Raw genomic sequence first — 23,789 nt, 5'->3', positions numbered from 1 at the left:
CGATGACGAATCAATCCAAAATGCGGGTGGTGGTGATCGGCAACGGGATGGCGGGGATCGCCGTGGTGGAAGCCCTATTGAAAACCGGCGCCCCCCTCTCGATCACCCTCTTCGGCGATGAGCCGCAGACCCACTACAATCGGATTCTCCTCTCCGATCTTCTGGCCGGGAAAACCGAGGCGGAGCGGATCTTCACCCGGCCGCGCACCTGGTATGCCGAGCGGGGAATCGATGCAAAGCTCGGTCTGGCGATCACCGGCATCGATCCGGTTTCCAAGTATGTGACGAATGCCGACGGCGGCGCCGCCCCTTACGATGCCCTTGTCCTCGCCGTCGGCGGGGTCCCTTTCATCCCGCCGATTCCGGGGAGCGAGAAGAAAGGGGTCTTTCTCTTTCGAACCCTGGAGGAGACGGAGCGGATCGTCGCGGCGGCCCGATCGAGCCGGCGCGCCGTGGTGGTCGGCGGGGGGCTGCTTGGTCTGGAGGCGGCGCGGGGGCTGATCAATTACGGTGTATCAGTCACCGTCGCCCACCTCGCCGACCGGCTGATGGAGCAGCAGCTCGATCCCCCCGGCGCCTCGCTTCTGAAACGGGAGCTGGAACGGATGGGGATCCGGATCTTGCTCAAGACCACGGCGGAGGCAATCCTGGGAGAGGAGCGGGTGACCGGCGTTCGCCTGACGACCGGCGAGGAACTCCCCGCGGGAATGGCGCTGATCTGCACCGGGATCCGGCCCAACCTGACCCTCGCCCAACAGATCGGATTGAGGACGAATCGAGGCATTCTGGTCGACGATCGGATGGCGACGAGCCTCCCAGGGATCTTCGCCGTCGGGGATGTCATCGAGCATCGCGACAAAACCTACGGCCTGATCGCGCCGCTGAAGGAGCAAGCGGAGGTGTTGGCCGATGTCCTGGTCGGGAAGAATCAACGTCGCTACCCCGGAACCCTCTGCGCGACGACACTGAAGGTCGCCGGCATTCATCTCACCTCCGCCGGCGATTTTCTCGGCGGACGGGGGGCGGAAGAGCTGGTCTTCATCGATACCGAGAAGGCGATCTACAAAAAATGTGTGATCCGCCAGAACCGTCTGTCCGGGATGATCCTCCTCGGCGACAACAAAGACGGCCCCCGGCTTTTTAACCTGATCCAGAAGGGGGAAGAGATCGGCGAGATTAAATCGTCGCTCCTCGGAAATGTCTCGGTCGAAGGGGGAGCGGGGGCCGCAAGCGGCGCGGCCGCGCTGCGGGAGGCCGACCTGGTCTGCAACTGCAACAGCGTCACGAAAGGGATGATCCTCGCCGCCATCCGGGAGAAGGGGCTGAAGACACGTGACGAGGTGGCCGCCTTCACACAGGCGACGACCGGCTGCGGAAGTTGCAGTCAATTGGTGGAAGATCTTCTCGGCGAAGCGACAAAGACGCCGGCCAAGGGGCCTGCAACGGCGATCGTTGCGGAGAGGTCCCCCACAAAAACAGGACCGGGGGCGCTCAAGACGCTCGACCTGGAGAAGATCAAACAGGAAGGGTTGGGAATCGATTTTGACCGGCTGCGTGAGGAGGGGACCCGCGCGTTGGTTCCGGAGGATTATTATCGTCTCAAGACCTACGGCATCTGCAGCCAGAAACACCCCGGCTACTTCATGCTCCGGATCCGCATCCCGGGAGGAGCGGTCACACATACGCAGCTGATGGGACTGGCCGACCTTGCCGAGGTCCACGGCCGGGGGTGGGGACACCTCACCGTCCGCCAGAGCATGGAGCTGCATTGGATCCGCGTGGAAGATTCGCTGGAGATCTTCGAGAGGCTGGAGGCGATCGGTCTTTCGACCCGCTCGGCTTGCGGCCACACCTTGCGGAACATCATGGCCTGCCCGCACGGGGGGGTGGCGTCCGAAGGGCTCTTCGATGTTCAGCCCTGGGCCCAGCGGATCACCGATTATTTCGTGAAGCGGTCGGATCTGATCAACCCGACGATGCCGAACCGCCTGAATGTCTATTTTGCCGGATGCCGGGCGTGCGCCTCCGATGCCGCGATCAACGACATTGGGTTCGTGGCGGTCGAACGCGAAAGAACTTTGTCCGACCCGTCGGACCTGTCTGACACGTCAGACAAAAAACTCGGTTTCGAGCTCTGGGTCGGAGGAAGCTTGGGGGCCCATCCGATGCTCGGATTCAAGCTGAAGGAGTTTCTCTCCCCGCCGGACGCGCTGGCCGCCTGTCAGGCGATCTTCGCCATTCACACCAAATTCGGCAACCGGAACAAAGCGAAGTCGCGGTTGAAATATCTGATCGAGCAATGGGGCCGGGAGAAATTCGTCGAGATGTTCGAGAAGGTCTTCCTCGAAAAACAGAATCTTCCCGAGAACCGCGAGATCCCCCTCCCTTCTTTGGCCGACCCGGGACCGCGGCCGCCGCTCTGGAAGCGAATCGGGAACCGGCTGAATCCGGTCTCGATCCCGAACACCCCCGGCATTCTTCCGCAGCGGCAGCCGGGTTACGTCCGCCTGACCGTCGCCGTTCCGCTGGGGGAGCTGCGCGCGGAGCAGCTTCGGGCCGTCGGCCGAATCGCGCGGCGGCATGGCAACGGGATCGTCCACTTTACGAAAGACCAAAATCTCGCCCTCCACTGGATTCCGGTCCGGAAGACCGGCCGGGCCGTTCAGGCGTTGAAGGCGGCCGGCCTGTCGCTCAAGGGAAAAGAGAGCGGCCCCGCGCTGCTCGCTTGTCCCGGCACCGAGTTCTGCACCCTCGCCGTGACCAATTCGCAGGGGGCGGCGCGCGATCTATTGCGCTTCCGTCCGGAAGCGCCGGAGAAGGCGGCCCTCTTTCAGTCGATCTCGATTCACCTCTCCGGCTGTCCCAACAGCTGCGCCAAACATCAGGTCGCCGACATCGGCCTCGCCGGAACGATGACGCCGGTCGGCGAGCTGCGGCGGTTTTCCTACCAGCTCTTCCTCGGCGGTCAGGTCGAGGGGGGAATTCGCTTGGGGGCGATGGTCCGAAAAGGGATTACCGAAGAGATGGTCGTGCCGACCGTCGACGCGCTGCTCGGAATCGTCGCGACCGATCGTCTTCCGGGCGAATCGTTTCAGGAGACCGTCCTGCGGCTCGGCGCCGACCAGGTCGCATCACTTCTCGAAAAAGAGATCGGCCCGCTGGCGCCCGAATTGTCGGATGCGATCACGATGATTCCTGATTTGATCGAAGCGCGATGAAAAAAGAAGGAGCCTTTCGATGAAGATGGTCCAAGCGATGGTCCGTCCGGAGAAGGAAGGGGAGGTGATCGCCGGGCTGGAGAAGGCAGGCTTCATCTCGCTGACGCGGCAGGCGGTCTTCGGCCGGGGACGCCAGCGCGGGATTCAGGTCGGCCCCGTCCGCTACGAAGAGCTTCCCAAGGTCTGGCTGATGCTGGTGGTGGAAGAGGGGGAGGTCGATCGGGTCGTCGATACCATCAAGATCTCGGCGCGCACCGGAAATCCGGGCGACGGGAAGATTTTCGTCTCCACCCTCGCCGAGGCCCGCTCGATCCATCCGCCGATCTGATCTAAGTCGCCTGTCCGGAAACGATTTTGAAGATCTCCCCATCGTAGGCGGTGATGTAGAGCTCCCCCTGCTCGTCTTCCCCAAAGGAGCTGATGTTCTTTCCGGTCTCCAGGAGCAGCCGCTGGTCGGAAACCGCTTTCCCATCGTACCGGAGCATCCAGAGCCGGCCGCTTCCGAAATCGGCGTAGAGATACGCTCCCGGCAGGTTCGGGATCGCGCTTCCCCGGTAGACATATCCGCCGATGACCGTCGTCCCTTCCGAGCGGGGATAATCGAGGATCGGGAGGAGATATTGGCTTTTATCGCAATCGGGGCTCACCCCCGGCGTGCAGATCATCCCCTCCATCACCCTCCAGCCGTAGTTCCCCCCTTTTCGGATCACGTCGATCTCCTCCCGCGCGTTCTGGCCGACATCGCCTGCGTAGAGGAGGCCGGCCTGGCGGTCAAACGAGAAGCGCCAAGGATTCCGGAGACCGTAAGCCCAGATTTCGGGAGCGGCCCCCGGCGTGCTGACAAAGGGATTGTCGGCGGGGACGGCGTATTCTTTTCCGCCCGCCTTCTGATCGACATCGATCCGGAGCATTTTGCCGAGGGGGGTGCCGAGACTTTGGGCATTGTTCTGCGGATCGTTTCCCGCTCCGCCGTCCCCCATCCCGATATAGAGAAAGCCGTCGGGCCCGAAGAGGATCGTCCCTCCGTTGTGGTTGGAAAAGGGCTGGGGGATCGTGAGGAGAATCCGCTCGTTCGCCGGATCGGCCCGGCCGGTGGCCGGATCGACCGTAAATTCGGAAATGACGGTGTGGAGTCCCCCGGCGTCGGAGGTGTAGTTGACGAAGAAGCGGCGGTTCTCTTCAAACTTGGGGTGAAAGGCCAACCCGAGGAGTCCCCTTTCCCCCCCGGCGCTGACCCGGTCTTGGATATCAAGGAAGGGTGTTTCGCCGACCGCTCCGTTTTGCAAGATCCGAATCGTCCCCCCCTGTTCAATCACGAAGAGCCGACCGCTCCCGTCCCCCGCGTTGAAAAGCCCGATCGGGTCGTCCAGCCCGGTGGCAACCGATTCGAGCCGAATCGCCGGCGCGCCGGAGGTCCCCCCGCCGATCGTAGACGAGGTACTTTTAGAAGAAGACGAATTGCAGGAGGCGGGGAAGACGAGCCAAAGACCGAAGAGCAAGAAAGAGAACGCCTTTCCGAAAGAGATCATGCGCAAGGCCCTCCTAGGGTGTGATATCCAGCCTAGGGGAGGCGAGGGGGCATTGTCAAGCAGGCCTGCGAATCCGCCGATGCTATTTCCCTTCGAACAGCCGGATGAAGTCGTCCCGGACCCGGCGCATGTGGTGTTGAATCTCCTCTTCGAGCTCTTTTCTCCCCCGCTCCCAATCGCGCTGCCCGTATCCCATTCTCCGCGCAAGAAAGGTAAACTCCTCCGTCCGAACGTCGGGAAGGATCAGATCTTTCGCGTGGCCCCGGACGATCCGGAGCGCGTCGATGAGGCTTCTCAGAAAAAGATAACCGGCCTGAAAATCGATCCAGATCTCTTTCGGGAGGATCTTCAGCCGGCGGAGCTGCTCGAGCGCCGCGAGGGTATGCGGGGTTCGCAGCGCCGGATGGCGGGCGCCGTGCATGATCTGAAGATACTGGACCGCATATTCGATGTCGAGGAGGCCTCCGGCGCTGTATTTCACATTGACCTTCCCCTTCGGAACCAGCTCGTTCCGCTGACGCTCTCTTAACGCCAGCGCGGTCTTTAAATCCCACGGCGCCCCGCCGTAGACAAACCGGTCGCGGTGGGCCTCTACCTTCCTGCCCAATGTCTCATCGCCGGCGATCCACCTCAGCTTGATCAGCGCCTGGCGCTCGAAGGGGGCGGCCTCGCCGGCCGGCGCGTAATAGGCGGCGAGCTGAGAGAGCGGGTTCGCCAGAACCCCCGCGTTTCCATGCGGCCGCAGCCGCGTATCGATATGAAAGATCCCCTCCTGCTTCGCCGTGATGAAATGGGTGATCTGCTGCGCCAGCTTCTCAAAGAAGAATCTGTTATCGATCGGCTCCCGGCCGTCGGTCTGGCCCGGTCCTTCGTAGACAAAGAGGAGCTCGATATCGGAGGCATACCCCAGCTCGGCCCCGCCGAGTTTTCCCAGTCCGCAGATGGCGAAGGAAGAGGGGCGTCGGTTTTCAAGGCGGGGCGCGCCGTATCGCTTCACCAGATCGGCCCGGCAGAGAAGATCGGTCTCTTCAATGACCACCTCCGCGAGATCGGTCAGCGCCTGAGAGAAATCGGTCAACGTCAGGGAGGGTTCGAGGAGATGTTTGATGTCGATCCGGAAAAGCTCCCGGTCTTTGTATTCATTCAAGATCCGTTTTTGCTCTTCCAGTCCGGTTCCTTTCCGAAGCTCCCGGCGCAGGCCCCGGCGAAGCGCCTCTTTCCCGATCCGGAGTTTTTTCCCCTTGTATTGATCGAGCAGAGGAAGAAGGTTTTCGAACTGAATCCGAAGAAAATCTTCCCACAGATAATCCGAGGTCCCGAAGAGGCGCGCCAAGAGGTGGAGTGTCTCCCGCTTCTTCAGAAAAGAGATGAGTGAACTTGATTTTTCTTCCTCGATGATTTTGTCGAGCAGTTGATCGAAGTGGGCGATCGCCTTCGTCGGATCGGGGGAGCGGACCAGGAAATGAGTGAACTGCTTGATGAGGGCGGCCGAGATCCGAAGCGCTTTTTTCTCCCGCTCCCCGGCGATCTTTCGTCCTCGTCGGTCGGAGATGTAGAACCGGTCTTGGATCTCGGCCCCGGCATTTTTGATCTGGACCTTGTGAATATAAATGCCGCGCAGCGAGAGGGCGTTGGAGAAGGCGTAGAGAAAGCCGGGGGTATCCTTGCCGTGGATATCGAGAATCGTCCACCGTGCCGAACTCCGATTGTCGAACCGGACCTTCAGCGGCGAAAGAAGCCCCCCCTCCGGAACCTTCGCCTTGGAGAGATAAGCGATCAGGTGCCGATTGACCTGATCCCTCGCCTCGTTGAACTTGTCTTGGTCGAGAAGACGGACGAGCAAGAGGAGCGCCTCTTCGAGCCGCTGCCGCCGGCCGGCATCGAACTCCTCTCCCGGAATCAGGGAGGCCTGAAAAACATCGACGATCGTTCGAGGGGCCGGCCGCTTCGGGCGCGCAAGCGGGCCCCGCGCCGGCGCGGCCTCTTCATCCGAAGAGGTGTGGACGTTCCCCGCCTGAATATCGAAGCCGAACGAGGCCAAGAGGCCGCAGAGGATCGAGAACTCCGAGAAGTAGTCGAAGGCGACCACTGTGATCTCAAAGGCGCGCTCCCCTTTGGAGACGATTTTCAAGGCGGCGGGACGATCGCGGTCAAGACGGGAGGCCATCCCGATATGATCGGCGATCTCCGCGGCGGAGTAGAGGGAGAAATAATCCCGATCCATCCGGGAGAGAAAGTCTTGAACCGTCTCTCTCGGCGCGGAAAGCGCCTGTAGTTTTTTTTCTAATTCTTTGAAGCCCAATTGCCTCGCGCTCAACCTCAACCGGGTTCATTATACAGAATCGGGGACGCCCCATCAAATCGGCTCTGCAAAACAAATTGCAGCGGAAGCAAAGGGGATGTATAATTCGGCTCAGTGAGATCCTGGGAAGAGGAGAGCGGACGATATGATCGATAGAAATCAACTTACCGAGCAGTGCCAAGACACCCTTTCATCGGTTCTTGGACTGGCAATGCATTTTCTCGGTTGTCTCCGCTTCGACCGTAGAAACCCCCAACAGCTTTACTCAGTCTGTCTCTATTCGCGTCTGCTTGAATTAGCCAGCGGGTGTAGCGTACTGCTCGAAAAGAACACTCTCGTTGGACTCCCCCTTCTTTTGCGAAGCATGTTTGAAGCTAATATTGACCTGGCAAACCTCATGAAATCCACCGATTACCCTGAGAGAATGCATGCGACATTTCTGGAACAAAAACTCAAGCTGATAAAGGAAACTTTGACAGACAACCCCAATCCGCCCCAGGGAATATTACAATTGCACCGAGGCTATCATGTATGGATTGTCCATATCCGAATTTGTAAGACGAGAGGCAAGGGTAATCGAAGTGTGTGTTAAAAAGTTCCCTGGGCGCAGAGATTCAGCGAAGGAAATGGCAAAGTTTAGGTTATGTCGCTCCCAGATTATTGAGGGGTCTCATAAATGATCGGGAAGGGATAATATAAAAAATATAGGCGATTGGGGCCAGGTCATGCAATATCTTAATATGGTGCTCCTGCTGCCCAGCTCACTGGAGCCCACCGCGTAAAGTCGTAGCAATTTGGGGAGGCTCGGTGGGCGGACAGCTCAATTTAACATTAGCTGCAACAAAATTCCATAGAGAAAGGTGAATCAAAATGGCAGTTCAAAAACATCAATTCGTCATTGACGATAACGGGAAGAAGACAGCGGTCATATTAACGATCGAGGAGTATGAAAAATTAATTGAGGAGGCGGAAGAGCTAGAAGAGATTCGCGCGTACGATGCAGCCAAGGCGGCAAACGACCAAGCCATTCCGTTCGAGCAGGCGGTCGATGAAATTGAGCGTGACCGAAAGTGACCTATACGATCACCATTTTACGGCGCGCGTTGAAGGAACTGTCGGATCTGCCGCAGAATTCCTACACTCGGGTACGAGATGAGATCCGAAAGCTGGCGGAGAACCCTCGTCCGAATGGATCGAAGAAGTTGGCCAGTCGATCCGGGTGGAGAATCCGAGTAGGCTCTTATCGTGTGGTTTATGAAATCAATGACGCGAGCCGTTTGATTACGATTATGCACGTTGGGCATCGTCGAGATATTTACCGATAAACGTACCAGCCAACACTGGAGCCAACCGCAAAAAAGCCGTCGCATTTTATTGATAGAGTAATCGGGGGCGGGGGCTCATTTTTAGCATTCTTTCATTTGTTGAGATACGGTGCCGCCTCTCGAACCAAAAAATGAGTCAAAAGATCCGCGTCGGAAGGAACCTTCCCCCTCTACGAAACCGCCGTTGCAGTTGAAGGACCTCCTCCTCGCCCCTCAGCTGAGCGGCGAGGAGGTCGCTTCTCTGCTCAGCCCTTATGGTTTCGAAGAGATCAAGCGGGCCGATACGAACCTTCAATTGATCGCCGAGGAGCCGCGGGTCCGACAGTTCTTCGCCGAAATTCTGGAGGATTTCTTAAGCCCCCTGGGTCAAACAGCCGAGCCCGATCGGGGGCTGAACGACTTCGAGCGGTTTACCCGGGCCGCCATCAGCAAGACCCAACTCTTTTCGTATCTCCGGGACGATCCCGCCACCGTATCGAGAGCCGCCACGATTTTTGGCGGAAGCGCGTTTCTGGCCGAAATTTTGATTCGGAATCCGGAATATTTTTATTGGGTTTTCGACCCGGCGGTGCTGAAGGGGCACCGGAGCCGGCGGGAGATCGCGCGGGACTTCTCGCAGGCGCTGCGGCTCCTTAAAACAAAGGAAGATCGGCTCGATCTCCTTCGCGCCTTCAAACGAAAGGAGATCCTCCGGATCGGCGTGCGCGATCTCTTGCGGGAGGCTTCCGTAGAGGAGACTCTGACGGAGCTTTCCGAGCTGGCCGAGGTTCTGATCCAGAAGGCGTATGAGATTTGCGACCGGGGCTTGCGCGAGCGGTATGGGATTCCTTCCTACCGGGACCGCTCGGGGAGGCGGGTGCGGACCGGATTCACCATCATCGCCATGGGAAAACTGGGCGGCGGCGAGCTCAACTTCAGCTCCGACGTCGATCTTCTCTATCTTTACGCGACCCGAACCGGCCGGACCTCCGGCGTTCGAGGAGAGGCGGCAAGCCGGATCGCGAACGCCGACTATTTCCGGCGGCTCGCCCAGCAGATCACGGCGGCGTTGAACACGGCGACCGGCCAGGGCTACGTCTATCGCGTCGATCTACGGCTTCGCCCCGAAGGGGAAAAGGGGCTGATCGTCCAGCCGCTCCAGGGCTACCGGCGCTACTACGCCACCCGCGGGGAGACCTGGGAGCGGCTCTCCCTGCTGAAGGCCTGGCCGGCGGGGGGGGATCGTTCCCTGGGCCGGGAATTTCTGAAAAGGGTGATCCCCTTTCTCTACGGCAAACCGTTCGGCCTCCCCGGATTGCAGGAGGTCGGCGCGTTGAAAGCGCGGATCGATGAGAAGATCGACCTCTCGAAACAGACCGAAAACCACGTCAAGCTCGGCCGGGGAGGGATTCGCGAGATCGAATTTATCGTACAGGCATTGCAGATTTACTTCGGCGCGAAACACCCCGCGATCCGGGAGCGAAACACCCTGAAGGCGATCGAGAAGTTATCGCGATCCAAGTTTCTTTCCAAAGAGGACTCCCGTTCTCTCAAAGAGGCTTATCTTTTCTTGAGGAACGCGGAGAACAAGCTTCAGGTTGTGAACGATTCGCAAACCCACCTTCTGCCGATCGATCCAAAGGGGGTCCGGGCCTGCGCCCTTCGGCTCGGCTACCGGGATGAAGCGACCACGTTTGCGCAAGATCAATTGATGCGCGATTATCGCGCCCACACCGGCCGGGTCCACACCCTTTTTCGTCTCCTCTTCGGAACGCCGTCACAGTGGCCCGCCTTTCAGAAGAAACCCCGCTGATCGATCTGATCGAACCTATCGAATCCTCTACGGCGGCCTTTTCAATTGACCTTAGAGAAAGGCTATGATAGCCTTTTAGCTCGTTTCTGTGATTGAAGGATATCTCTATGTTTTATAAGGTGAAAGGGCTTCTGGAATGACAGAGGCCGAATCCCCCGATACCAGGGAGAGAGGCTTTCCCGCTTCGAAACGCCGATTCCTCATTGCTTCCTTTCCCGCACCGATCTCTCTTTTGTTCCCCGTTCTTCTTTTCTGGCTTCTTTTCCAGCCGGCCCCCTCTGAAGGGGCAGGGACGTTTACCGCGTTCGAAAAGACCTTTTCTCGCGGGGAAGGGGAGCCGATCCTGGTTGAGAGCGAATTTACCGTGATCGATCCGGAAGCGTCCTACCTGCTGAAGATCTCAAGCAATGGACTGAAAGATGCCCCGAATGAAAAGGTCGGCGCCTCCGAGATTTTGCTGAACGGGGTCCAGATCGTCGGCTCCTCTCGGTTTAGCCAAAGAGAAACCTCCTTTAAAAAACCGATCACCCTCAAAGAAAAGAATATCCTCCAGGTGAAGCTCAAGGGGAGACCGGGGGGGGAGATGACGCTGCGCATCGAAGGAACCGATCGGATCACGCCGCAGCTGTCGATCCTCGCGCCGAAGACGCGGCTTCTCATCAATGATCCCCGGCCGACGTTTATCCTCAAATATGAAGACGCTACCGCCGGCGTCGATCGCAAGAGCCTTCGGGCTGTTCTGAATGGAAAAGATATTGCGTCTCTGTTTGAGCTGGGGGAGACGGAGGGGACCTATACCCCCGATCGTCTCCCGGACGATGCGTATACCTTCGTGGCATCGATCGCCGATTTTGCGGAAAACCGCGCCGAGGCGAGGGCGACCTTCCAGCTCGATGCCACCCCCCCCGAGACCCGTCTTCTGCCGTCGGACCCCCCCGGCGGATCAGACTGGTATCCGGCCTCCCGCCTCGAAGCATCCGACCCGGAGGGGGGCGCGGGGCTGACCGAGCTTCGATATCGGATCGACTCCCATCCGGAGGTCGTCATCCGGCCCGACGCCGATCTTCTCTTCTCCGAGCGGCGCACCCTCTCGGCCCCGCTTCCGCAGGAGGGAAAGTTCGATCTCCTCTATTATGCAATCGACCGCGCCGGGAATCAGGAGGCGGTGCAGCAGCGGACCGTTCAGATCGACGGGACACCGCCGCAGATCAAGGCGCATCTCTCTCCGCCGCCGAACGAATTCGGCTGGCATCGAACCGACGTGACCGTCAGTTTCGAGGCCACGGATCTCCTCTCCGGACTCGCCTCGACAACCCCGCCGATGCCGATCACCGCCGAGGGGGAGAATCAGCCGGCGCAAGGGATCGCCGTCGATCGCGCCGGGAACGAGACGAGGATCGCGGCCTCGATCTGGATCGACAAAACCCCGCCGATTCTTTCTTTGGATTCCGTTCCGGAGGAAGCCGCGCTCGCCACGAAAGCGGTCCCCCTGACCTTTTCCTTCAGCGATTCCCTCTCGCAGGTTCGGCCCGACCGCTTGACGGTCGTCCTGAACCGGGTCGATCTCTCGCCGGTCTTCAGACCGCAGGAGGGCCAGGCGACAAAGACCTTTGCGATGGCCGATCGGGAATATCTTCTGATCGCCTCGATCGAAGACCGGGCCGGGAATAAAACCGAGCTGACCCGCCGGTTTACCATCGATACCCTCCCGCCGGAGCTGACCGTCGCCGCCGCCGAGGGGGACCGGCCCATCAAAGCGACGGCGGCCCGCCTGATCGGCAAAGCGGTCGATGCAACGACGTCGGTCCGCTCCCTCCGGGTGAACGAAATCGAAATCCCCCTCCAGACCGGGGGGGAATTTACGGCTCCTTTTCCGCTCCTCAACGAGGGGCTGAATTCCTTAAAGATCGAAGCGGTCGACGAAGCGGGAAATGTCGCCGTCAAGGAGATCAACCTGGTTCGGGATACCGTCGGTCCCGAATTCAGCGAGATGGCCCCCGCGCCGGGATCGTTTAGCCGGCAGCCGACGGTCACCCTCTCCGGGAGGGTGCGGGATCTTGCAACCGGGGTGGTCTCGCTCCAAATCAATGGAGCGGCCATTCCGTTCGCCCCCGAACAGGGAGACCGCTTTTCCGTGGAAGTCCCCCTGCCGGTAGAGGGGGAGAACCCGATCGAAATCATGGCCGTCGACGAGACGGGCCATCAGACCGTCTACCCCCGCTTTTCCGTGGTCAGGGACACGGCGCCGCCGGTCGTCGAGGTGGTGCAACCCGTTCCCGGCTCGAGCGTTGCCAGCAGCCCGTCCGTCGTGACGGGGAAAATACTCGATGCCGGGCCGATCACGGCCTTCTCCCTCAACGGTCGGCCCGTTGCCCTTCAGGGAAACCGATTTTCAGCGGAGATCCCGCTTCAGACCGGCGAGAACACCCTCCGCTTCTCGGCGACCGATGCGGCGGGAAACAACACTGAAGCGCATCGAACGATCCTACTCGACCCGACATTGCCTGAAATGAAGATTACTTCCCCGAGAGAGGGCCAGCTGATCGCATCCAAAACGGTCGACCTGGTCGGGCGGGTGGCCGATCCGACCTCTTCGATCTCTTGGGTCATGATCAATGGAATCCGGATCGTACCGACCGTGACAGGCGACTTCGCCACCGTTTTCCCTTTAAACGTTGAAGGAGAAAATCGGTTTGATTTCATGGCAAGCGACCTCGCCGGCAATCATGTTTCAGCAAGCCTGACGGTGATCCGGGATACGGTGCCGCCCGACCTTTCGCTCGTGCATCCCGCCGGAGGCCGTTACACCGACGAGCCGACCCTTCCCTTGACGGGGACCGCGTCGGACCGGGGGGGCTCGGCCGTTTCGGTCAGGGTCGACGACGTCTCCGTTCCGCTGAAGGAGGGTCGGTTCAAAACGATTGTTGCGCTGAAAGAAGGGGAGAATACCCTCCAGCTTACCGCGACCGACGCGGCCGGCAACGTCAAAACCCTTTCACGAAAAGTGATCCTCGATACCCGTCCTCCGAAGATCACGATCGACGCTCCTCCGGCCGGCGCGCCGATTTCCACTTCGGTGATTATTCTCTCGGGAACCGTCACCGATGCCGGCCCGCTTCGCTCCGTCACCCTCGACGGAAATCCCGTTCCGGTGAAAGAGGGCGCGTTTACATTTCCGGTGGTGCTCTCTCCCGGCGCGAACACTCTGGTTCTCTCCGCGACCGATATCGCGGGGAATACCGGAACCGTCCGCTGGGAGGTCACCCTCTCCGAGCCCTGATCTCAACATTTCGAAGACCGGCGCCGCGAAATACCTCTCGCCGCCCTAGACAAATCCCGATCATCGGTTATACTTTCCGAAGTACGGTTCATCATCAAGCGCAGGAGGGGATATGGGATCGGTGTTCGGAAACGGGAAGGAAGAAAACGGCAAGCGGGCGGTTGAAGATATCATCATTTATATGGGGAAGAACGTCGAGATCAAAGGGAACGTCAACTTTGAGGGCTCGGGACGGATCGACGGAAAAGTCGAAGGGAAAATTACGGTGAAGGGAAGCATTATTTTTGGAGACGGCGCCGTGATCACCTCCGACGTGGAGGGAGACACCGTGGTGGTCGGTGGAAAGGTGACCGGAAGGATCGTCGCGCACCAGAAGATCCAGCTGCTTCGGACCTCCATCTTCACCGGAGACCTGATCACCCCGTCGCTCCTCATTGAGGATGGCGCTCAATTTAATGGAAGCTGCAAAATGACCAGCCATAGCTCTCAGGAGCATTACGAGGCGGAGCTGATGAAATCGGAGGCCATGGCCGTCCGATAACTGTGCTGATGACACAGCGGCCCTGCTCACGATCTGATGAGCAGGGCCGCTGTGGTTTTATCTTCCTGTTTTATCTCTCTCGCCGCCGAGGCCGATGTCGCGACCCGGCGCGAGCGGATCATCACGATTCCGGCCCCGCCTCCAGGATCATCCCGCCGCCGATCACTTCCTCCCCCCGATAGAAGACGACCGATTGCCCCGGGGTGACCCCGCGCTGCGGCTCATCAAAAAGGATCCGGACCCGGCCCTCTGAAAACGGAACCAGCGTCGCCTCCCCGGCCGGAGACCGATAGCGGATCTTCGCCTGAACCCGGAGGGGGGCTTCCGGACAACCCTCCCCTCCCCAGACAAGACGATCGGCAAACACCTCTTTCTTCAAAAGCGACTCCTCCGACCCGACCACCACTTCGCGCCGCGCCGGATTGAGCTGCGTGACATAAATCCGCTCCCCCGCTGCGACGCCGAGACCCCGGCGCTGGCCGATCGTGTAGAAGGCGACGCCGGCATGTTCTCCGACCACCTCCCCCGACTCGGTGACGATCTTTCCGGGGGCCTGCGATTCGGGGCGATGCTCCGAGAGAAACGCCCGATAATCTTTCTGCGTGACGAAGCAGACCTCCTGGCTCTCCAAGACCTCTTCATACGGAAGGCCCAGCGCCGCCGCCTTCTTACAGACCGCTTCCTTGTGCATTTCTCCCAGGGGGAAAAGGGTTGCAGCAAGTTGTTCCTGATTGAGACGATAGAGGAAGTAGCTCTGATCCTTCTGAAGATCGGCCCCCTTCAGCAAGGAATAGCGGCCCCGTTCGGGTCGATGCCGAATCCGGGCATAATGGCCGGTGGCGAGAAGATCGGCCCCCAGGTCGCACGCCACCGTGAGAAGACGGCCGAATTTCATCCGCTCGTTGCAGCGGACGCAGGGGTTGGGGGTCTGGCCGACGAGATAGGCGTCGCAGAAATCGTCGATGATTTCAGAGCGGAATTCTTCTTGGATGTCGAGGACGTGATGCGGGATCGAGAGAAGCTTCGCCACATGGCGGGCCAGCCCCACTTTGCAGCAGGAGCGGTCCTGCCAGCGCTTTTCGTCTTCCCCCTCATCCTTCCAGAGGGTCAGGGTGACGCCGATGACGTCATAGCCGGCCTCTTTCAGCAGGGCGGCGGTGACGGCGGAGTCGATCCCGCCGCTCATCCCGACCACGACCCGTCTTCCCTTTTGCGTGCCGTTCAACCTAACTCCCGTTCGAATCGTGCCCGACCGCTTGCAGCGGCCGGATCTCAGCCTGTGAGGCCTCTTCCTGCCCCATCTGGCACTTGCCGTTGAAGCTGACCCCCTCTTCGATGATCAGATTGGGGGTGTTCACGGAGCCGGTCATCACCGCCTTGGAGAGGAGATGGATCCGCTCCGAGGCCCGGATATTTCCGGAGATTTTTCCGCCGCAGATCACCGTGCCGGCGGAGATCTCCGCATTGATCACCGCCGTCTCGCCGACGACCAGCTTGCCTTGGGTGACGATTTCCCCCTCGACCTTGCCGTCGATCCGGACGGTGCCGCTGTAGGTGATGATCCCCTTAAATTCAGTCCCCTTTCCCAGGAACGCAATGATCTCATCCGACTGGGCTCCCTTTTCCTTTTCATCCCTTCGCAACATGATCCCCCCTACATGGCCTGGAGGAGATCCCGAATCGTGATCTCCTCACGGTTATTCATCTTAATTCGTGCCGGTCAGCTTCTCGAGAATCCGGTCGAGATCTTCAAAGGAGTAATACTCGATCCGGATCTCCCCCCCTTTTCCCTGCTGCACCAGACGAACCTTTGTCCCCAGCGCGAGGCGGAGACGGCTCTCCAATTCCGCCGTTTCCGGCGCGGCGCTCCGCGGGGCCTTCGGCGGCTCCGGGCGCGCCTCTCGTTTCATCTTTTGAACCAACGCTTCGACCTGACGGACCGACCACCCCTTCGCCTTGATCTCCCCGGCGATGCGAAGCTGGTCTTCTTTCCGCTCCAAAGAAAGAAGCGCCTTGGCATGTCCCATTGTCAAGACGCCGTCGGCAATCGATCCCCACAACGACTCGGGGAGGAGGAGCAGACGGAGGAAATTCGCCACGCTCGACCGGTCGATCCCCATCCGGGCGGCGATCGCCTCCTGCGTCAGGGAGAATTCGGAGATCAGCCGTTGATAGGCTTGCGCCTTCTCGATCGGGTTGAGATCTTCCCGTTGGACGTTTTCGAGGAGCGCCCACTCCATCAGTTCCTGATCCTGGACCGGCTTCACGATCGCCGGGATGGCCGCCAAGCCGGCGAGTTGCGCCGCGCGCCATCGGCGCTCCCCCGCGATCAGCTCGAACCGCCCGTTTTCTTCCTTCCGGACGGTGATCGGCTGGATCAGCCCGTGGCTCTTGAGCGAGGCGGCGAGCGCGGCGAGCGCTTCCGGATCGAAATACTGCCGCGGCTGGTATCGGTTCGGGATGATCTTCCCGATCTCGATCTCCCGAATATCTCCCTTCGGCGGCTCCACCGGCGGGACCAGGGCGGTCAGTCCAAGACCTTTTCCTAACGCCTTACGCTGCTGCATGCTCCAAGACCTCCTTGGCGAGGGCGAGGTAGGCCTGCGCCCCCTTCGAGACCGCATCGTAAAAAACCGCCGGCTTGCCGTGGCTCGGCGCCTCGGCGAGGGTGATGTTGCGCGGGATGGTGCTCTGGAACACCCGGTCTCCGAAATGCGATCGAATCTCCGCCTGAACCTGGTTGTTGAGATTGTTCCGGCCGTCGAACATCGTCAACAAAACCCCTTCCACTTGGAGGGACGGGTTGAGCGATCGGCGGACCAGCTCGAAGGTGTTCATCAGCTGCGCCAATCCCTCCATGGCGTAATATTCGCACTGCATCGGGATGAGGAGAGAGTCGGCGGCGGTCAACGCGTTGAGCGTCAGCAGCCCGAGCGAGGGGGGACAATCGATCAGGATAAAGTCGTAGTGTTCGATGGATCCCTTCAGCCGATCTTTCAGGACCTGCTCCCGGCCGTCCATGCCGACGAGTTCGATCTCGGCGCCGACCAGATCGATATGCGCCGGAACGACGCTCAACCAGGGGACTTCAAGCGGAACGACCAACTCCGAGAGCCCCTTGCGGCCGATCAGAAGATCGTACACGCTTCCGGACAATCCCTCTCGGGAGATCCCGATGCCGCTGGTGGCGTTTCCCTGGGGATCGAGGTCGATCAACAACACCTTCTTTTCGGCGACCGCGAGTGACGCGGCAAGATTGATCGACGTGGTCGTCTTTCCGACCCCCCCCTTCTGATTGGCGATTGCGATGACTTTTCCCATCAATTCTTGACCTAGCGCTTGCCGAAATGCGCTATCCTAGCATATTCCGTTTTGGAAAAAAAGCATTAGTCGATAAACCATCAGACCACTTTGAGGAGGACCAGCGACCGGGGTTCGTCCGTGAAAGGGAGCGAAACCGGGTGGATCCCCTCCAAAACCAGCCGCCGATTTCCCTTCAACGCTTTCTCCCACCGCGACGCATCGGGCGGTCCCTGGAAGAAAAGGATTCTTCCTTCACTCTGGACCAATCCGACCCCGTTTTGGAGGATGACGGCGGGAGAAACCGCGCGCGTCAGCAGGAGATCGTACTGCTCCTCCCACCTCGGCCCGTGCAGATGCTCTAGACGATCCTGAAGGACGGAAATCCCTTCCAACCGGAGCAGGCCGATGAAATGGTGGAGGAAGGCGGCCTTCTTTCCGGTCGCTTCCAGGAGGGTCATCTCCAGCTCGGGGCGCGCAATCTTCAGGACCAGGCCCGGAAAACCGGCGCCGGTCCCCACATCAATCCAGCGCTCCCCCTTCCTCGGCTGCAGCAGGGTCAGCGGGGTGAGCGAATCCAAAAAGTGTTTGATGAGGATCTCCCGGTCGCTTCGAAGACCGGTGAGATTGATCGAACGGTTCCAGCGGATCAGCTCAGAGAGGTAAAGGAGAAGACGGTCGACCTGTTCCGACGAAAGTACGATTCCAAGCTCCCCGGCGCCGCGGACGAGAAGGTTTCTCTGCTCTTCATTCAGTGTCCGCTCTCCATCACATTCGGGGTAATCGGTTCGTCCCCATCGTGCCGACCGGAGAGCTCTTTTCGCCTTCGACGTTCGAGCGCCAGCATCAGAATCGAGATCGCCGCCGGCGTGACGCCGGAGATTCGAGAGGCCTGGCCGAGAGAGCGGGGTTGGATCTTTTTCAACTTCTCAAGGACTTCTCTTGAGAGGCCGATGACCGCATCATAGCTAAATGTCTCCGGAATTCGCTTTCCCTCCATCTGCTTGAACCGGGCGACGTGGGCAAGTTCCCGTTGAATATACCCGTCATATTTGATCTGGATCTCGATCTCGTCTGCGATCGAGGGATCGGTTTGATTCTCCAGGTTGAACCAGGAGACGAGGCTGTTGTAGTCGATCTCCGGCCGCTTCATCAGTTGCGCGAGGTTCATTGAGGGAAGAATCCCCTGAATGCCGGCATTCGCCAAGATCTCGGCGGAACGGGGAATCGTCCGGATCGATGTCGATTCAAGCCAGGCCCTTTCCCGTCCGATCCGCTCCCGCTTCGAAAGGTAGGCCTGATATTGCCGCTCGGGAAGAAGGCCAATATGATATCCGTTTTCCATTAAGCGTAAGTCTGCATTATCGTGCCGGAGTAAAAGGCGATACTCTGCACGAGAGGTGAACATCCGGTACGGTTCCTCGGTCCCCAGTGTGACCAAATCATCAATTAAAACACCGATATACGCGTCGGATCGGTCGAGGATCAGCGGGGGCTGATCCCGCAGTTTCAGAACGGCATTGATCCCCGCCATGATTCCTTGTGCGGCTGCTTCTTCATACCCGGAGGTCCCGTTGATCTGCCCGGCGTGATAGAGCCCGGCGACAGGCTTCGTCTCCAAAGTTGGATGAAGCTGAATCGGCGGAACATAATCATATTCGATCGCATAACCGGGTCGGAGCATTTTTACGTTCTCAAGACCCGGAATGGTTCTAACAAATTCCAGTTGAACCTCTTCCGGGAGGCTGGTTGAAACGCCGTTAGGGTAGATGACATTCGTATTTCTCCCTTCCGGCTCCAGAAATACTTGGTGGCGCGGATGGTCGGAGAACTTCACGATCTTATCTTCGATGGAGGGACAGTAACGCGGTCCGATCCCGGTAATCACCCCGGAGTAAAGAGGCGATTCGGTCAGGTGGGCTCGGATGACGTCGTGCGTCTTCTCCCCGGTATAGGTGAGATGGCAGGGAAGCTGGTTGATCTCCAGCCGGTCGGTGGAATATGAAAACGGAAGGGGGGGCTGATCTCCATATTGCGGCTGAAGCTGAGCATAATCAATGGTGTTTCCGTCGAGCCTGGGAGGGGTTCCGGTCTTCAACCTTCCTAAGGTGAAGCCGAGATTGATCAGGCTCTGCGAGGCTTTTTCGGCCGGTGCTTCACCGATCCGTCCCGCTGAAAATCGGCGCAGGCCGATATGGATCAATCCTCGAAGAAAGGTCCCTGTCGTTAAAATGACCGCGCCGCTATGAAATCGGGTCCCGTCTTGAAGCGCAACCCCCACCGCACGGCCGTTTTCTACCAGAACCTCGTCGACCATCCCTTCAATCACCGTCAGATTGGGCTGTTTGAGGAGAACATCGGTCATCACGGACCGGTAGACGTCCCGATCTGCTTGCGCCCGGAGGGCGCGGACCGCAGGCCCCTTTCGCATATTGAGCATTCTAAATTGAATGCCGGCCTGATCGATGACCCGGCCCATCTCTCCCCCCAAAGCATCGATCTCCCGGACAAGATGACCTTTTGCAATACCGCCGATGGCGGGATTACACGACATTTGGCCGATATTGTCGAGCTTCAGCGTAAAGAGAAGGGTCTTTGCCCCCATTCGAGCGGCAGCAAGGGCCGCTTCGCAGCCAGCATGGCCTGCGCCGACAACGATGACATCATATGCCGCTTTGTTCATCCCCTCTCCGATTCATGTTCCACGTGGAACACTTTTTACTTGCCGATACAAAAGTTGTTGAAGATCTGATCGAGAATCTCATCGGTTGTCGTTTCGCCGATAATCTCTCCCAAGGAATCGGCTCCTTCCCTCAGGTCTGCAGCAAGAAACTCCCATGAAGCGTTCTCTTCGACCGCTTTTATGGCACGATGAAGACTCTTGGACGCCGCCTCCAGGGCGGTGCGATGCCGAAGGAGGGCGACCAGCGGTTGCTCTTTCTCAGGTTGTTTCCGAAGAAGCTGCTTGATCTCTCGTTTTAAATCGCCGAGCCCGGAACCGGTCACCGTCGAAAACGGGAGGATCACCTCCTGCGGATGCTCCGTTCTTATCCGAGAGTGATCGAGACACTCAGGCAAATCGGATTTGTTCAGGAGAATGATTTTTCGCTTCCCTTTCAGACGTCGCGCTAAGACATCGTCTTCAATTTGGAGCGGTTCGCTCGAATCGAGCATCCAGAGAATCAGATCGGCCTTCTCCAAGGCTTCTTCTCCGCGGCGCACCCCCTCTGCTTCGATCGGATCCTCTGTCGCTCGGTAGCCGGCGGTATCGGTGATTCGAAGAGGAAGGCCTTCGATGTGAACGGTCTCCTGAAGAATATCCCTTGTCGTGCCGGGGAGGGGGGTCACAATCGCCCGGTCTTCTTCCAGGAGAAGATTCATCAGGCTCGATTTCCCGACGTTGGGCCGCCCGATGATGACGGCGGTAAATCCCTCCCGGATTTTCCGTCCCTCTGCATACCCTGCCAGGAGGCGCTCCACTTCTTCTGAAACAGACCCGATCTCCTTGCCCATTTCAGAATCGGTCCAGAAGTGGATTCCCTCTTCCGAAAAATCAATCGAAGCCTCAATATGAGCGAGAATCTGGAGCAAATGTTCTCGTAAGAACTCAACTTGACGGGATAAACTCCCTTTTAACTGTTTGAGCGCCCATCCATGATGGTCCCAATTCTCCGCAGTGATCACCTCCATCACCGCTTCCGCTTGGACAAGGTCTATTCTACCTAATAAGAAAGCCCTGCGCGTAAATTCTCCAGGGGCGGCCAGCCTTGCACCCTGCATCACAAGAAGGGAGAGGATTTTTTCAAGGATGAGCGGACTGCCGTGGGTCTGGATTTCGACAACATCTTCGCCGGTATAGGTCCGCGGGGCTTTCATGACCAAGAAGAGGGCTTCGTCGACAATTTCCAGACTGTTTGGATCGATGACGTGACCGTAGTGCGCGGTGTGGCTTTGAACTTTCGCGAGCTCGCCGGAACCCTTGAAAAGAGACTGGACGACTTGGAATGCTTTGGCGCCGCTCACCCGCACGACACCGATGCCCGCCAATCCGATCGCGGTCGAAATAGCGCAGATGGTATCGTCCTGCCCCGCTTGCCGTCGCATTTCGTCTTCCTGTTACGTCGTTCCCGCCTTGGGAATCGCCAGCCCTTCCCGGTTCATGAGGTATTGCTGTCCGATCGTCAGGATGTTGTTGACGAGCCAATAGAGGACCAAGCCCGATGGGAAATTGAGAAAGAAGAAGGTGTAAATCACAGGGAGGAAGAGCATGATTTTTGCCTGCATCGGGTCCATTGTTGTCGGCTGCGTCCATTGCTGGAAAAACATGCTGATCCCCATAATCACAGGCAATACGTAAAAAGGGTCTTTATCGGAAAGGTCTTGAATCCAGAACATGAACGGCGCCTGCCGCAGGTCGATCGTCGTGTAAAGAACATTAAATAAGGAGATAAAAACGGGTATTTGCGCCAGCATCGGCAGACAGCCGCCGAAGGGGTTGATCTGGTGCTCTTTGTAAAGGTTCATCAGCTCCCGATTCATCTTTTCACGATCGCCCGCATACTTCTTTCGAAGGGCTGCCACCTTTGGCTGGATCGCCGCCATATCTTTCATCGACGCAAGGCTCTTTCGGGTAATCGGGAAGAAGAGGACCTTCACGAGGACGGTAACAAGAATGATGGCGACCCCGTAATTGTGGGTGAATTGGTAGAAGAATCGAAGGATAAAATAGATCGGCTTTGCTACAAAACGAACGGGGGCCCAGCTTCCCATGATAAACCAGCCGAAGTCGATGCTTTCTTGAAGACCGGCGCCGATCTGTGCCAGTCGATCGTATTCTTTCGGACCGGCATAGAGCCCCAGCTGTTTTTGACCGGCCTGCTCCGCCGGAATCTTCAAGTCGACCCGAATTTGCTGCGCTCCCTCTTTTTCCACCGTGACTGTGTTCATTTGACCGACTTCCTTTGGAATCAGGGCGCTGATAAAGTATTTATCCTGTAGCGCTGTCCATAAAACCTCCCCTTCGTGAGCCACTGCTCCGCTTATATCCGACTCCGCATTCTTGATCATTTCATTATTGACGAATGTCGCCGCGCCGATGCTCCCGCCGAACTCCACCGCCCAGTTATTAATGCCGAAGTTCGTGCCGAGTGAGATCTTGTAGCCCTCTGTATAGCCTTCTGTCGCAATTCGGGTGTCGACCAAGTAGTGATCGTTGTGGAAGGTCAACTCTTTCGTTATCTTCCGACCGTCCGGGCCGACGGCGGTGAGGGTCACCACCTCCATCGGATTCTCCGGGCTGAGTTGAACGGTCTTCTCATCGAGGCTGTATAGCTGCTTCGATCCATTCGGTTCTTCTTCAGTGAAAACGGTCAAGGGCAAGGTTTTCACATCCTCCTGAAGGAGCTCGATCGGAGCCGCTCCTCCCGCCTCTGTTTTCTCGGTGTACTTTTTAAGCTGCCATTCTTTGACGGTCCCCCCGATGTTCGACAGGACGATACGGTAGAGATCGCTCTCTATTATCTTCTCTTTCGCATCTTTTTCCTCTACAACAGGTTCTCCAACCGAAGCACCTTCCTGCGTCGAGGAAGAGGGCGCGCTTTTCGGTGTCGTTTCCATTGGCGCTTGCGTCACTTCAGGAGCTTGCGGAGTGGGGCCGATCATCTGTTCCATGAAAAATGGGTATGCAAAAATGATCGCTAAGGATAAAATTAAAAACACAATAAGACGTTTTTCCATCACTTGTCTGGGTTCCTCTAAATAAAGAAAACTTAATTTACCGGATCGTAGCCGCCCGAGCAGAATGGGTGACAGCGAATAAGGCGTTTAATCGTCATAATCATCCCACGAAAAAAACCATGACGCTTGACCGCCTCAATGGAATAGGACGAACAGGTCGGGTAAAACCGACACGCAGGTGGAAGCAAAGGGGATATAATGCCTTGATAGAAACGAACAATGAAAATATAGATTAAGGCCATTTATTCTGGGGGTTTCGGAAAAAGAGCTTTGATTTGATCGGACACCTGATTTAAAGTAAGGAGTTTTGATCCGACCCTTGGAATCACAACTAATTTGTGACCGCGGAGTGAAATCTGTTGGCGCCGGAGGGCCTCGCGATAGACTCGTTTGATACGATTGCGCTCTACCGCCGATCCAAGCTTCTTACGAATGTGAATGGCATAGAGCAGATCCGGAAACGGATACTTCAAAGAAAAAATAACAAAGGAGGGAGAGACAAACTTTCTTCCCTCTGAGAAAACCCTTTGAACCTCTTCTTTTCGAGTCAACCGCTTTAGCTTGACGCTAGGCGTTTGTGAGGCGCTTCCGTCCTTTAGCGCGGCGGTTCTTAATAACCCTTCTACCATTGGGAGTAGACATCCTCTTCAAAAAACCATGTGTGCGACTTCTTCTCAGTTTGCTCGGTTGGCGGTAGGTAACCGACATAGTTTCTCCTTACGTTGTGAATATGAAAATGTATATTTTCCTAAATTTTAGCGTTATT

Annotated in this window: 21 protein-coding genes; 8 read left to right on the top strand and 13 right to left on the bottom strand. The window is 58.1% G+C overall.

All coding sequences use genetic code 11. From position 1 onward, the window contains the following. Positions 1-2: 2 nt before the first annotated feature. Together MNODULE_RS02080 and MNODULE_RS02075 are read left to right on the top strand one after the other, a co-directional pair. Entirely contained in the window at positions 3-3,218 is a 3,216-nt protein-coding gene (locus tag MNODULE_RS02080; protein ID WP_168057832.1) for an FAD-dependent oxidoreductase, read from the top strand. Between the two features lie 19 nt (positions 3,219-3,237). Continuing rightward, positions 3,238-3,546 carry a P-II family nitrogen regulator gene (locus MNODULE_RS02075; RefSeq protein ID WP_168057831.1) on the top strand — a complete coding sequence of 103 codons (309 nt, stop codon included), beginning with the start codon at positions 3,238-3,240 and terminating at the stop codon, positions 3,544-3,546. A gap of 1 nt (position 3,547) precedes the next feature. Here the strand turns inward: MNODULE_RS02075 and MNODULE_RS02070 are convergent, their stop codons facing one another. Together MNODULE_RS02070 and MNODULE_RS02065 are read right to left on the bottom strand one after the other, a co-directional pair. Next, entirely contained in the window at positions 3,548-4,747 is a 1,200-nt protein-coding gene (locus MNODULE_RS02070) for a PQQ-dependent sugar dehydrogenase (RefSeq protein WP_168057830.1), read from the bottom strand. An 82-nt stretch (positions 4,748-4,829) separates the two neighbouring features. Beyond that, complete coding sequence (locus MNODULE_RS02065) at positions 4,830-7,049, bottom strand: [protein-PII] uridylyltransferase family protein (protein WP_168057829.1); 2,220 nt, start codon at positions 7,047-7,049, stop codon at positions 4,830-4,832. Between the two features lie 145 nt (positions 7,050-7,194). Between MNODULE_RS02065 and MNODULE_RS25360 the strand changes: the two genes are divergently transcribed. The 6 genes from MNODULE_RS25360 (at position 7,195) to MNODULE_RS02040 (ending at position 13,987) form a co-directional block, all read left to right on the top strand. Continuing rightward, complete coding sequence (locus tag MNODULE_RS25360) at positions 7,195-7,641, top strand: DUF5677 domain-containing protein (protein WP_422666741.1); 447 nt, start codon at positions 7,195-7,197, stop codon at positions 7,639-7,641. 278 nt (positions 7,642-7,919) lie between these two features. Beyond that, complete coding sequence (locus MNODULE_RS02060) at positions 7,920-8,123, top strand: type II toxin-antitoxin system Phd/YefM family antitoxin (RefSeq protein WP_168057828.1); 204 nt, start codon at positions 7,920-7,922, stop codon at positions 8,121-8,123. Then, complete coding sequence (locus tag MNODULE_RS25355) at positions 8,120-8,374, top strand: type II toxin-antitoxin system RelE family toxin (RefSeq protein WP_168057827.1); 255 nt, start codon at positions 8,120-8,122, stop codon at positions 8,372-8,374. The genes MNODULE_RS02060 and MNODULE_RS25355 overlap by 4 nt, the downstream gene beginning before the upstream one ends. A gap of 184 nt (positions 8,375-8,558) precedes the next feature. Further along, complete coding sequence (locus MNODULE_RS02050) at positions 8,559-10,166, top strand: [protein-PII] uridylyltransferase family protein (protein ID WP_168057826.1); 1,608 nt, start codon at positions 8,559-8,561, stop codon at positions 10,164-10,166. A 136-nt stretch (positions 10,167-10,302) separates the two neighbouring features. Next, on the top strand, positions 10,303-13,446 hold the full coding sequence (locus MNODULE_RS02045) for an Ig-like domain repeat protein (protein WP_168057825.1): 3,144 nt from the start codon (positions 10,303-10,305) through the stop codon (positions 13,444-13,446). 112 nt (positions 13,447-13,558) lie between these two features. Next, on the top strand, positions 13,559-13,987 hold the full coding sequence (locus tag MNODULE_RS02040; RefSeq protein WP_168057824.1) for a bactofilin family protein: 429 nt from the start codon (positions 13,559-13,561) through the stop codon (positions 13,985-13,987). A gap of 121 nt (positions 13,988-14,108) precedes the next feature. On the opposite strand, the gene mnmA is transcribed toward MNODULE_RS02040, so the two are convergent. The 11 genes from mnmA to rpmH form a co-directional block, all read right to left on the bottom strand. Continuing rightward, positions 14,109-15,212 (bottom strand): tRNA 2-thiouridine(34) synthase MnmA, encoded by a 1,104-nt coding sequence (mnmA, locus tag MNODULE_RS02035; protein ID WP_202882087.1) that lies wholly within the window; start codon positions 15,210-15,212, stop codon positions 14,109-14,111. Between the two features lies 1 nt (position 15,213). After that, the gene (locus tag MNODULE_RS02030) at positions 15,214-15,633 is read right to left on the bottom strand and encodes a bactofilin family protein (RefSeq protein WP_168057823.1); all 420 of its coding nucleotides are present in this window, start codon (positions 15,631-15,633) and stop codon (positions 15,214-15,216) included. Between the two features lie 60 nt (positions 15,634-15,693). Next, the gene (locus MNODULE_RS02025) at positions 15,694-16,554 is read right to left on the bottom strand and encodes a ParB/RepB/Spo0J family partition protein (protein ID WP_168057822.1); all 861 of its coding nucleotides are present in this window, start codon (positions 16,552-16,554) and stop codon (positions 15,694-15,696) included. Next, entirely contained in the window at positions 16,541-17,308 is a 768-nt protein-coding gene (locus tag MNODULE_RS02020; RefSeq protein WP_168057821.1) for a ParA family protein, read from the bottom strand. The genes MNODULE_RS02025 and MNODULE_RS02020 overlap by 14 nt, the downstream gene beginning before the upstream one ends. A gap of 80 nt (positions 17,309-17,388) precedes the next feature. After that, a complete protein-coding gene (gene rsmG / locus MNODULE_RS02015; RefSeq protein WP_320412456.1) occupies positions 17,389-17,991 on the bottom strand; it encodes a 16S rRNA (guanine(527)-N(7))-methyltransferase RsmG in 603 nt (200 codons plus the stop codon). A gap of 47 nt (positions 17,992-18,038) precedes the next feature. Beyond that, the gene (mnmG, locus tag MNODULE_RS02010) at positions 18,039-19,970 is read right to left on the bottom strand and encodes a tRNA uridine-5-carboxymethylaminomethyl(34) synthesis enzyme MnmG (protein ID WP_168057820.1); all 1,932 of its coding nucleotides are present in this window, start codon (positions 19,968-19,970) and stop codon (positions 18,039-18,041) included. Positions 19,971-20,005: 35 nt separating this feature from the next. Further along, complete coding sequence (mnmE, locus tag MNODULE_RS02005; RefSeq protein ID WP_168057819.1) at positions 20,006-21,391, bottom strand: tRNA uridine-5-carboxymethylaminomethyl(34) synthesis GTPase MnmE; 1,386 nt, start codon at positions 21,389-21,391, stop codon at positions 20,006-20,008. Positions 21,392-21,403: 12 nt separating this feature from the next. Continuing rightward, complete coding sequence (gene yidC, locus MNODULE_RS02000; RefSeq protein ID WP_168057818.1) at positions 21,404-23,023, bottom strand: membrane protein insertase YidC; 1,620 nt, start codon at positions 23,021-23,023, stop codon at positions 21,404-21,406. 32 nt (positions 23,024-23,055) lie between these two features. Then, positions 23,056-23,265 carry a membrane protein insertion efficiency factor YidD gene (gene yidD / locus MNODULE_RS01995; RefSeq protein WP_168057817.1) on the bottom strand — a complete coding sequence of 70 codons (210 nt, stop codon included), beginning with the start codon at positions 23,263-23,265 and terminating at the stop codon, positions 23,056-23,058. Next, positions 23,266-23,652 carry a ribonuclease P protein component gene (gene rnpA / locus MNODULE_RS01990; RefSeq protein WP_168057816.1) on the bottom strand — a complete coding sequence of 129 codons (387 nt, stop codon included), beginning with the start codon at positions 23,650-23,652 and terminating at the stop codon, positions 23,266-23,268. Continuing rightward, positions 23,591-23,731, bottom strand: coding sequence for a 50S ribosomal protein L34 (rpmH, locus tag MNODULE_RS01985; RefSeq protein WP_168057815.1), 141 nt, complete (start codon positions 23,729-23,731; stop codon positions 23,591-23,593). The genes rnpA and rpmH overlap by 62 nt, the downstream gene beginning before the upstream one ends. Between the last annotated feature and the right edge of the window lie 58 nt (positions 23,732-23,789).

Source organism: Candidatus Manganitrophus noduliformans (assembly GCF_012184425.1).
Classification (GTDB): Bacteria; Nitrospirota; Nitrospiria; order SBBL01; family Manganitrophaceae; genus Manganitrophus; species Manganitrophus noduliformans.
The sequence above is the reverse complement of the archived record's forward strand: the minus strand, read 5'-3'. Positions and strand labels throughout refer to the sequence as shown.

What these genes read in the sequence shown, in the direction of transcription:
- MNODULE_RS25360 (WP_422666741.1), top strand. Translation starts at nt 7,195, where the DNA reads ATGATCGATAGAAATCAACTTACCGAGCAGTGCCAAGACACCCTTTCA.
- mnmG (WP_168057820.1), bottom strand. Translation starts at nt 19,970, where the DNA reads ATGAACAAAGCGGCATATGATGTCATCGTTGTCGGCGCAGGCCATGCT.
- MNODULE_RS02040 (WP_168057824.1), top strand. Translation starts at nt 13,559, where the DNA reads ATGGGATCGGTGTTCGGAAACGGGAAGGAAGAAAACGGCAAGCGGGCG.
- MNODULE_RS02080 (WP_168057832.1), top strand. Translation starts at nt 3, where the DNA reads ATGACGAATCAATCCAAAATGCGGGTGGTGGTGATCGGCAACGGGATG.
- MNODULE_RS02075 (WP_168057831.1), top strand. Translation starts at nt 3,238, where the DNA reads ATGAAGATGGTCCAAGCGATGGTCCGTCCGGAGAAGGAAGGGGAGGTG.
- yidC (WP_168057818.1), bottom strand. Translation starts at nt 23,023, where the DNA reads ATGGAAAAACGTCTTATTGTGTTTTTAATTTTATCCTTAGCGATCATT.
- MNODULE_RS02045 (WP_168057825.1), top strand. Translation starts at nt 10,303, where the DNA reads ATGACAGAGGCCGAATCCCCCGATACCAGGGAGAGAGGCTTTCCCGCT.
- yidD (WP_168057817.1), bottom strand. Translation starts at nt 23,265, where the DNA reads ATGGCCTTAATCTATATTTTCATTGTTCGTTTCTATCAAGGCATTATA.
- rnpA (WP_168057816.1), bottom strand. Translation starts at nt 23,652, where the DNA reads ATGGTAGAAGGGTTATTAAGAACCGCCGCGCTAAAGGACGGAAGCGCC.
- MNODULE_RS02025 (WP_168057822.1), bottom strand. Translation starts at nt 16,554, where the DNA reads ATGCAGCAGCGTAAGGCGTTAGGAAAAGGTCTTGGACTGACCGCCCTG.
- rpmH (WP_168057815.1), bottom strand. Translation starts at nt 23,731, where the DNA reads ATGTCGGTTACCTACCGCCAACCGAGCAAACTGAGAAGAAGTCGCACA.
- MNODULE_RS02070 (WP_168057830.1), bottom strand. Translation starts at nt 4,747, where the DNA reads ATGATCTCTTTCGGAAAGGCGTTCTCTTTCTTGCTCTTCGGTCTTTGG.
- mnmE (WP_168057819.1), bottom strand. Translation starts at nt 21,391, where the DNA reads ATGCGACGGCAAGCGGGGCAGGACGATACCATCTGCGCTATTTCGACC.
- MNODULE_RS02060 (WP_168057828.1), top strand. Translation starts at nt 7,920, where the DNA reads ATGGCAGTTCAAAAACATCAATTCGTCATTGACGATAACGGGAAGAAG.
- MNODULE_RS02020 (WP_168057821.1), bottom strand. Translation starts at nt 17,308, where the DNA reads ATGGGAAAAGTCATCGCAATCGCCAATCAGAAGGGGGGGGTCGGAAAG.
- MNODULE_RS02030 (WP_168057823.1), bottom strand. Translation starts at nt 15,633, where the DNA reads ATGTTGCGAAGGGATGAAAAGGAAAAGGGAGCCCAGTCGGATGAGATC.